General features: G+C 55.2%; 7 protein-coding genes. 2 read left to right on the top strand and 5 right to left on the bottom strand.

The annotated features are described in order from the left end of the window. The coding region (locus tag SxD43FB_RS19755; protein WP_141249551.1) for an IS110 family transposase at positions 1–373 on the bottom strand (373 nt) is incomplete at its 3' end. 506 nt (positions 374–879) lie between these two features. Between SxD43FB_RS19755 and SxD43FB_RS19750 the strand changes: the two genes are divergently transcribed. Then, a complete protein-coding gene (locus SxD43FB_RS19750) occupies positions 880–3099 on the top strand; it encodes a TonB-dependent receptor (protein ID WP_096063648.1) in 2220 nt (739 codons plus the stop codon). Between the two features lie 52 nt (positions 3100–3151). On the opposite strand, the gene SxD43FB_RS19745 is transcribed toward SxD43FB_RS19750, so the two are convergent. From SxD43FB_RS19745 to SxD43FB_RS19735, 3 genes are read right to left on the bottom strand one after another with little or no spacing between them, the layout of a single operon-like run. After that, entirely contained in the window at positions 3152–3967 is an 816-nt protein-coding gene (locus SxD43FB_RS19745) for an alpha/beta fold hydrolase (RefSeq protein WP_096063647.1), read from the bottom strand. A 39-nt stretch (positions 3968–4006) separates the two neighbouring features. Next, on the bottom strand, positions 4007–5275 hold the full coding sequence (locus tag SxD43FB_RS19740; protein WP_096063646.1) for an MFS transporter: 1269 nt from the start codon (positions 5273–5275) through the stop codon (positions 4007–4009). 52 nt (positions 5276–5327) lie between these two features. Beyond that, on the bottom strand, positions 5328–7634 hold the full coding sequence (locus tag SxD43FB_RS19735; protein WP_176482856.1) for a TonB-dependent receptor: 2307 nt from the start codon (positions 7632–7634) through the stop codon (positions 5328–5330). Between the two features lie 121 nt (positions 7635–7755). Here SxD43FB_RS19735 and SxD43FB_RS19730 point away from each other — a divergent pair, with 121 nt between their 5' ends. Beyond that, entirely contained in the window at positions 7756–8379 is a 624-nt protein-coding gene (locus tag SxD43FB_RS19730; RefSeq protein WP_096063644.1) for a TetR/AcrR family transcriptional regulator, read from the top strand. 848 nt (positions 8380–9227) lie between these two features. Here SxD43FB_RS19730 and SxD43FB_RS19725 read toward each other — a convergent pair. Further along, the gene (locus tag SxD43FB_RS19725) at positions 9228–9920 is read right to left on the bottom strand and encodes an adenosylcobinamide amidohydrolase (RefSeq protein WP_096063643.1); all 693 of its coding nucleotides are present in this window, start codon (positions 9918–9920) and stop codon (positions 9228–9230) included. Positions 9921–10296 lie beyond the last annotated feature (376 nt).

Below are 10296 nucleotides of genomic sequence, written 5' to 3'. Positions count from 1 at the left end.
GGACACGATGCAAAGCCAGAACCGCCTGTTGCTGCTTCGTCTTGATAGGAACAAACCGCATGTTCGGCTTGGCGACGGCCTCGCATATGGCCTCCGCGTCGGCGGCGTCCGTCTTGTTCCGCTTCACGTACGGCTTAACGTACTGAGGTGGAATGAGCTTGACCGTGTGGCCGATCTCCACAAGCAAGCGCGCCCAGTGATGCGCGCTAGAACACGCTTCCATTCCGACTAGGCACGGCGGCTGCTTTTTGAAGAAGGCCGCCATATCGGCCCGAGAGAGCTTTCGGCGAAGCACGGTTAAGCCGGCCTCATCTACACCGTGAACTTGGAAAACCGTTTTGGCCAGATCAAGGCCAATCGTAACAACTGACATCGCGCTTCCTCCACTTTAATGGCACCATATAATATGATCGTTTGCATGGGGGTGGTCCATGCCATCAAATGGGCCGTCCAACGCTGCCGCTACATGACACTTGAGAGCGTCTCAGGTTTAAGCGATAATCCCATCATCACGTTGCCTGCCATGGCAGCATGATCAATCCGGCTTAGCCGGAGGTCGCTGTGGCTATCCCAGCGAACCTACACCACGTTGTGGGGCACGATCTGAGTTTCCCGACCATTTGCGTCCATAGGATTTTGGCAAAGAAGTTCAGAACAACCGCAAATGGCCGAACTGTGACAAATTTTACACTTATTATTCAAATTATTGAGTTTTGGTTATAGTTCAAGCCAACCCTCGGTGCTGCTACCGGGTCGAACTACTAGATTGAGCGCAAATCAATCATCGCGCATTTTTGTGCTTTGACGTGCCTTCTCCGCCACCTCAAACCATTTCTGCAAAATAGGCTGACGATCGCGTCACCGTAAACAGGAGGGGATATGGATATGGCTTGCTTGCGCGTAGCGCTGCTCACAACGGGGATTTGCCTGGCAATCGCTCCCTCGGCAAATGCGCAAGAGGGCGCCGTCCCGGTAGAGGGGGAGATAATCGTTACGGCTCAAAAGCGTTCAGAAAGTCTCCAAAAGGCCGCGATCGCCGTCCATGCTTTTCAACCGGCAGACATCGAGAAGTCGGGCATTCGCAATGCTCTGGACCTGCAATATGTCGATCCCGCCGTGAAAGTGGTGCCCTCTATTCAGCCCAACATCGCCATACGAGGCCTCGGAACTGCCAATTTCAATCCCGGTGTGGATCCTTCTGTAGCATTCAACCAGGACGGCATTTATCTCTCGACGCCCAATGCGTTGACACCCGTTCTGTTCGACATTGAGCGGATCGAGGCCGTGCTCGGTCCACAGGGCACTTTGTATGGCCGTAACTCCAATGGCGGGACGATCAACTTTATAACAGCCAAGCCGACATTTGAACTGGGCGGCTACGTCCGCGCCGGCTTGGGAAATTATGGCTCAATCAATTCGGAAGGAGCCCTCAACTTTCCAATCTCGGATACTCTTGCCCTTCGGGTGGCAGGTGGTTCTGATTATCACGACGCCTACAATGACAACGGCACCAACGATGTCAGGTCGTTCGCGGGACGAGCAAAGCTCCTGTTCGCGCCCAGCGATCGTTTCACCGCGGTCTTGACTGTTGATGGCGCGAGCCGGAAATCGCATGCGACATCCTATGACGGGTCATGTCCACCTAATCTCGAAAATGTTGCAGCATGCGCAACCACACCGTTTCGGCCGTGGACGGGCCTTTTGCCTGCCCAGCCCATCGGTCATGGCAATACCACCATCTATGGCGCGTCTGCGGAGCTTAACTATGCCCTCGGCTGGGCAGAACTCATATCGCTGACCGGGTATAAGGTTACCGACTGGCGGAATTCGACTACGGCAGGTTGGTATGGCGGCGTGAACAATTTCGACTTTATTCAGAATACGAATGACAAGTTTTTCACCCAAGAGATCCGTCTGTCTGCAGCGCCCACGTCAGCAGTAAATTGGGTGCTTGGCGGCTATTACTCGCATCTCAAGCAGACCGCCCTCACCCAGTATAACTATGTCCAAAACACTTTCGCCCCCGACGATTTCTACCAGGCGTTCCCGATTACGGATTCCACCGCGACGTCTTCTGCGTTGTTCGCAGATCTGACCATACCTATTCCTTCGCTCGATGGTTTCAGTCTTATCGGGGGGCTTCGATATACTCATGAAACGAAAACCTCAGAAGGCTTGGTGGAAGCCGGGACCATCTCCACTGGCGCAGCCTTCCCAGGTTCGCTTGCTACGAGCGGTAAGACATCTCTTGACCGCGTCACTTGGAAAGCAGGCTTCAAATATCAGGCAACGCCTAATAACTTACTCTTTTTCACGGCGAGCACCGGTTTCAAATCGGGAGGAATCAATGTTCTCCCTCCCGAAGCAGGGTCACTTATCACCTTTGATCCTGAACTTATCACCGCCTATGAAATCGGCTCGAAGAACACCTCTTTCGATAACAGCCTACAGCTGAACGCCAGTCTCTTCCGATATGACTATAAAAATTATCAGGCGTATGTGTTCTGGCGTCCAGGCACCGGCGCGCCAAGCACGATATTGAACGGGACCTTCTTCCCCATCGTAAATTCGCAGTCCGCAACATTCAAAGGCGGAGAATTCAGCGCACGCTGGCGCCCTAGCCGGGATGATAATCTTGGCATATCCCTCAACCTGCTCGACAACACGTTCGACGATTTCCTGCTTGAGCTTCCTTTTTCCGCACCCGTTGATTTTTCCAATACCCCGGTGTTCCTCTCTCCGAGATCGACGGTTCGGATCGACTATGAGCGTGGCATCAATCTGGCCAATGGGGATAGGCTTACAGCTGGCGCTGACATCTCCTTCGTCAGTCATCAGATTGCTCAGGGCAGCTACGTCAATGGTGCGGGCGAAACCCTGCTTTATCGGGTGCCGAGCTATCGCAAGACAAACGCGAACCTAAGCTACAGGGTAAGCAAGATAGACCTGATCATTTCCGCTTTCATCCGCAACATTGAAAACAAGGCGGTCGTTAATTCGGTAGCAGCCGGCTTCCCGATCCCGGAAAATTATTTCCAGGTGAACTATCGCCTTGATGCCCCGAGAACATATGGCTTCTCATTGCGCAAATCATTTTAGAAACATTGATCCCGCACATCACCGATTGACGGTGTGCGGGATCGTTAATGGATCACACAATGCCGACGACGTGAGCGCGCCAGGCAGCGACGCAATCGTCGCGTCGATCCCAATATGTCTCGTGCCCCCTGCTGTCGATAACGGCAAGTCGCGCTCCGGGGATACCGTTGGCCATTGATCGTTGGGCATCGAGCGGCGCTGCGGAGCTCCGGGTAGGCGCGAGCACTAGGGTTGGAACCTTGAGCTCAGGCAAAACCGAAGCGACATCGATGGATGATATGACATCGCTGTAACCGATCATCGCCTCGGTCGAGGTACGCGCCATTTGATCCAAAATCCATTTCTTCTCTGCCTCTGTCTCGCAAGCTGCCGTACCAGGCTGCTTCAAAAGCCATTCAGACCAGCCCTTCGCGCCAAGCTCGCTGAGCGCGACCTTCCAGGAGCTATGGTTCCCCGCGAAGAATTTCTGCCCCTCTTCATTGATCGTCGTTGGAGCGTTGCACAATGTGAGCGACTTGACACGTTCAGGGAAACGGTGAGCAAAACCGACAGAGAGCATTCCGCCGGTAGACTCGCCGATCAGGTGTATCGTCTCAACGTCGAGCGCGTCGCAAAAGTCGCGAAGATCCTCAACCAGTCCGTCAAATGTCCATGGCGCTGAACCGCCGTCAGAGGATCCGCCATGGCCCCTCAGATCGCGCCTGATCAATCGAAATTCGCTGGCGATGGAAGGAACCCAATGCCACCAGAAGTTCGCGTTCCTCCCAAATCCATGCTGAATGAGGACAATGTCCGAGCACCGCCAGGGCGTCGAGAAATTATCGTCTTTATAATGGGTGATGTATCCGCCGAGAGAGATATCCGGCATATGGTATCCTTTGGTGATGATTGACGGGCGCGTTGCGCGTCAGAGGACGCAGGCCAAGTCTGAGTGAAGGCGCCGTCGCTGAAGAATAAGGTTAAGGCCAGCTATGGAGAGAGGAATGCATAGCGTGCCAATCGCGATGGCCAACGCAGCGTCAGGTGCCACTATGTGAGAAAGCTGGTCGCTGGCGAAACCGACCGAAAGAGGACCCAATCCAGAACCGACCAGGCTCTGAAAAAGAAAATAGAAGGCGATCGCCAAGGATCTGTTATTGATTGGAGCAAGCGTCTGGACAAGGCCGTAAAGCGGGCCGAACGACATGTACATCAGACCGCTGGCGAAGAAAACGCAAGCTACGCTCCACCCCATGTGGGGAACCAGTACAGCCGCGATCGTCAATGGCGCAGCGGCCAGCATGGCAGCCCCTGGTATGAGAAGATAGTTCGATGGATTTCTGCGACCGAACTTGTCTGCGGCAAGACCACCTACAAAGGTGCCGATACCCCCTCCCACCCCGAACGCAATTGCCATCAAGAGGCCGACTTCAGCAAGTGTTGCTCGCTCGGAGCGAACATAGAAATCAACTAGCCACATCGACATAGCGTACCCGACGAAAGCATTAAGCGCTCCGCTAAGGACCATCGTTCGGTACGTCGGGATAGCCCAAAGCTGCCGCGCAACCGTAGTGAGGCCATCGGGCGGTGGTGGAGCAGCGATCATATCAGCTGACCCTCTCGGTACATCACGTACCGTCAATTTTACGACCAGACTGATGAACACGCCGGGAACACCGAGAACCAGGAGCGTCGTCCGCCAGCCATATTGCGAGGCAAGCCAGCCGCCGACAATCAACCCCAAGAAAGTCCCGATAGGAACTCCCAGTGAATAGATTGCAAGGGCCGTCGATCTCTTTTCGCGCGGAAAATAGTCGGCAAGGAGGGAATGAGAAGGAGGCGTGCTTCCTGCTTCTCCTACGCCAACCACCATCCGGCAGAGGAAGAGATGAAGGAAATTGCCTGCCAATCCGGTGAGAGCGGTCATTCCGCTCCAGACAGCCAGCGACCACGAAATAAGCGTTACGCGATTCATGCGGTCGCCCAACATGGCCATTGGGATCGACATCGTCGCATAGAAAAGAGCAAATGCCGTACCCTTGAGAAAGCCAAGTTGCGTGTCGCTCAAACCAAGTTCGAACTTTATCTGCGGGGAAAGGACGGCAATGATCTGCCGGTCCATGAAATTGATGGAATAAACAGCCAGCAGCGCGATCAGGACATAACGGCCGTAAGCCGGTGTGAATTTCCCACCCATTGTGAGGATTTCCCTTCTGGAAGTGGTGCGCGGGGCGCCGCGCACCACAGTATCAATGCGTGAGCGTGAACTGGACGCCGATGGTGCGCGGCGGCTCAGGCATGGCAAGGATCGTCCCGTTGGTACCGGTGATCCCCTGTCTGAATCCCGCAGTTGTTTTGTCCGTCAAATTCTTGCCGATAAGCGCAATCTCCCAGCGCTTGTCAGTGGGGCCAAATGCAAGGCGTACATCCGCCTTCGCATAACCTTCCTGCTCAAGGAGCGGATCGGCCGTCGCCGACTGGAAATAAGCCGTGGTGAAGTAGACGGAGGGCGACAGGCGAACCTCGTTGTCGCCGACCGGAATGGTGACGTTGAGTGCGACATTACCGGAATATTTCGGCGAGAACGCCCGCCGCTTCCCTGTGAGGTTCTGCGACTGACATCCAGTGGCGACCCCGATCAGTGTGCATGCTCCGGCAGGGTAATTCTTGTATGCCGAATCTAGATAGGTCAGATCGGTTGAGAGAGACAATGCGCGTGACAGCCTGAACGTTGCATTGAACTCTGCGCCTTGAGATCGGGATTGCGCAGCATTTTGTACAAGCGAAACCGGCGAGCCGCTGATGAAAACGACCGTTGATTCCTGAAGATCATTGTAGTCCATACGGAACACATCGGCAGCAAATGTCAGGCGCCGGTCAAAAAGCGTGCCTTTGAGACCGAACTCGTAGGCATTGACCGTTTCAGGCTCGAAGTCGTTTGTTCTGGATGTGTAAGCATAGCCTCCTGCCTTGAAGCCCTTCGTGTAGCTGGCATAGGCCATCAAAGACGGAGCCAGATCATATTGCAGACCGATTGAAGGCATGAAGTCGCTATCGCGTCGGCGCGGCCGGGCATATTGTCCGCCTTCCGACCCGAGAATGCGGAAAAATACCGCCTGAAGATCGGAGGCGAACGGCTGATAGGTATCCGGATCCGCGTTTATCGATGTGCCAGTTCCAGATACTCGGCTGGCGCGCTTTCGTATCGAGGAGTAGCGTGCACCCAAGTTAATCCGCAAATGCTCGACTGGACGGATCGTCGCGGAAGCGAATGCCGAAAGAGTGTCATCCCTCTGAATGTTGGCCAACTCACCAGTCAGTGGGGTGCTGGCGTTTGTTCCCAATGCAGCTGCGGCCGGAATGGCTCCGAAGGCTGAGAAGAAGAAGCCGAAATAGGAAGCATAGTCGATCTTGCTGCGCGAATAATAGCCGCCAAACATATATTCCCATGCTCCACCACCGGCTGACTGGAAGCGGAGCTCTTGGCTGAACTGGTGATATTTTTCGGTCGATTGTGCAGGAAATCCATCCAGTCCTGGCTGAACCGGACTGACGAACGTGAGCGGGGCATAGTGTAACCGACCTGCATATTTGTGCTCAAAATAGGAAGTTGTCGATGTCAGCGTGGCGCTCCCCAAGTCGACGGAATTCGTCCAAGCGGCCTCTCCGAAGTCATAATTCGCAAAGCTGTACGGCGAACTGCTGTGGAAATTCAGCTTGTCATCGACCGATCCTCCATTGGCGGCAAGTGCGCGCGCGCATGTCGAGGTCGCAATAAGCGGGAAAGGAACAGGCGGCGCGCAGCCGATTATCTCGAAAGGAAACGCGTTCTTTGTCCGGGAGCGACTGCCTTCTATGCGAAGATCACTTGTGAACGCCGAAACCGGTTCCCACCGAAGCGAGAGCCGACCCTGGAGCGTGTCGTTGTTTGGGCCGCGGCCGGTGGGCGTTTCTACATAGCCTTTACCCCCCATGAGGCGTGCCGCCGCGCGCATGCTCAGTGTCTCGGACAGGGGAACCGTGAGCCCGCCCTCTATGATATGTTCGTCCGTGACGAAATCGTAGGAGGTCAGGGCGTTGTAGCTGAATGTCTGCCCCGGTTTCCGCGTCGAGATGTTGAAAGCGCCCGCGATGGCATTCGCGCCAAAGAAAGTAGTCTGCGGCCCTTTTAGGACCTCCAACCGATCGATATCGAACAGCGCGGCCCTGGTCGATCGTGATCGCGCCCGATACACGCCGTCGACGAACGTTGCCACCGATTGCTCGAAGCCCGGATTATTGCCGGACCCTACGCCGCGGACATTGATGAGATCGGCCAAGACTGCCTGCGCAATCCTGACCGCAGGCAGACGTGCGCCGATATCCTCGAGCGACGTGAGCCCACCGCGCTGCAAGGCTTCACCACTGACGACCGAAACCGACAGTGGAACGTCCTGAAGTCGTTGTTCGCGGCGCTGTGCCGTCACCACGATTTCAGTGGCTCCGGTATCGGCCTCTACTTGCGCATGTACAGCTACCGGCATGGCGCTGGCCAGACACGCTGTCCAACGGAACATAGTGTTTCTCATCTCATCCTCTCCCTGTCGGATTTGAATTCGCTCACTGCCTGAGTGGCAAATCTCTTTGCGAAGTCAGTGTGAAGCTGCTTCACATTGACTTCTCCGGTCAAATGAGTTTTTGACCGACCGGTTGACATCGAGGGACGGCGAACCATTGTCTGGAAAGAAAGAGGCCTACCATCACGGCAATCTTAAGGCCGCACTAATCGACCTCGCTGAACGCCTGATCGAGACCGGCGGCTTTGAAAACCTCACCATGCAATCATTGACAGAGGGTGTTGGTGTCCAGCCAAGTGCAGCCTACCGGCACTTCCGAAGCCGGGAATTTCTTCTTCGCAGTTTGGCCAAGCGGAACTTCGACCGATGGAATGAAGAAATTGGAGCACTCATAGGGCAAACGCCCCCCATGCAGCGGGCGGACGCATTCATCCGATTCTTCTTTCGCTCGGCGCTCGCGCAACCGCAGATGTTTCGGCTGATGTTTGTTTCCGAATATGGGCGCGATCCGCGTTCAATCGAAGGGATGATGAGCTTTCTGACTTTCGAAGCTGCACTAGCCCAGCTTGTCGCACGGCAGGATGAGGAGACTGTTCGCGCTCGTTTGCTATCAAGCTGGGCTGCCATTCATGGCGCCGCGCTCCTGCTCATCGAGGGGAGGCTTCAGCGATTTTATGTCGGCGACATGGACACCGATGATCTGATCGAACATATCATCGCGACCCAAATTCGCTCAAGCAAGTAATCTATGAAATCGTTCGAGAAACACTTCTGACAAGAAACGTCATTGAAGGTCCTACAGGAGATGGATCATTTGAGGCCGGATAGGAAGAAAGGTGGAGGGACCAAAGCGCCTGATAAGCCTGCTGTACACATAAGCAAAATAGAGTCGCTGAAGACTTTTGGTCGGGCCTATGATAGATTCTAATTGTACGCCAATAATCTCGCGTTGCACCAAGGGTCGACAAGAATATCCAGCGCGCCGCCTCTGCGTTAAAGCAAGGATCGCCGCGAAGCCAAAATGCGGACCTGAGCAGGCGGCCGGTGCAGCAAATCGGCAAGCTTTGAAACCCACCAACTCGTGATCGTGCGCGGTCCGAGGTCGAGGCTTCCATCCCTGTTCTGGATATCAGCGCCAAGCCACCCCCTCTTGTTGATCTCGAAGGCTACGGACGGACGGCATAGCGGGCCAAGCCTGCCCTCGCGCCGCTTGGCGTATGAAGCGCGCGACCTCCGCTCCGTCGCTGGGCGCAGGGTGCGAGGGCAAGGCAAAGCAAAGCCTACTTCCGGCCACGCTCCCGATCGGCTTTCCCTCATCGGCGGCGCAAGAGCGGCAGTTTGCGAAGGGGAGCATATGCGCGCGATCAGAATGATACGTTGTCGGTTTTGATGAGCCCCGGCGCACGCCGCGCAATACATCTATATGTGAACTTTGCTCCCGGTGTGCTGCGCCCCTTGCAGTTCGGCGCTTTGCAATGGCGTCGCAGCGCTGTCCCCTAAGCAGTTCAAACGAAAATGCCGTAACGGTGCGCCGGAGCAACATGATGCCGCGCGGGGAGTTTTTTTCGTCTGGCGCGGTCCTTCCTGTCAAAGTCAATCAGGGGAGGCCAACCCGCATGTAGATCGCACTTCAGTACGCTCCTGTTCGGCGATCCAGACATTTCCACTTGACCATACTGCGTCATAAACGGCCCGACCGACAGCTGCGCCTATGTCGGTATGCAGGCCAGCAAACTGTTCCATGTCTGGATGGATAGGAGCTGCGACGACGATGCAGTCGGTCCCAGTTCCCGTTACGGCCTCTCCAGATGGCTTCCAGGGAAGATCGACCATTGCAACCGTGCGCGCCTGGGCAACAATTGAAATAGTCTCCACGAGCGCCGCTTGTGACAGAGGGCGATCGACATGCACGAGGAGGTTGATCGTCCCGACACCCTGATGAGCGATGGGTGCAGAACCGACGCGCACCGCATTACCAAGACCGACGGTCGCAAGGCAGGTGGCCGTAGCCCGCCCAAAGGATACCTGAGACAAGTGATACTTGGTGATATCTCGAGATGTCATGAGGTGGACCGCATCCGTCAATCCCGCCGACTCCATGCTTTTTCTAAGCAGCAAGGCTGGATCGACATCCATGCTCAGATCGTCATCCCGGACATAGAGCCATGCGACACTGCTGACTTTGGCGAAGCCTGGCCGCGTCAGCGACCAACTCAAAACGGAATGCGGTTGAGGGAACGAGGCAACAAGGAAAGGGCTGGCACAGTGAACGGAAAATGGCTTCATCAAGCCATAGTCTCGCACGGCATCACTGCGCTTGCAACATTAACCATGCCCCTCTGTGAGTAGGTATGTACACGCGGCTCAAGGCTGCCAGATGCTCCAAATAAAGATGCTTCCCCAAAATGTAAGGTCCGTGAATCCGGGCTTGTCGTACCAGACTATCTCTGCTCAATCATATCCATGGCTCTGCAACATTGGTAAGAAATATTGGCGCTTTGTTGGAATATACGACAATGAATGCTCGACGGTTTGTCGATTTTTGCAATCATACCATTGATGCAGCCTTCGCAATCGTGGAGACGTCTGCGTCTGGCAATCATGTCTGCTCCATCCACCTGCAAAGGGATTGCGCGATAGCGTCAGCGAGATGTTTGGGCAG

The sequence above is a fragment of the Sphingobium sp. D43FB genome, from assembly GCF_002312805.1.
Taxonomy (GTDB): Bacteria; Pseudomonadota; Alphaproteobacteria; order Sphingomonadales; family Sphingomonadaceae; genus Sphingobium.
The sequence above is the reverse complement of the archived record's forward strand: the minus strand, read 5'-3'. Positions and strand labels throughout refer to the sequence as shown.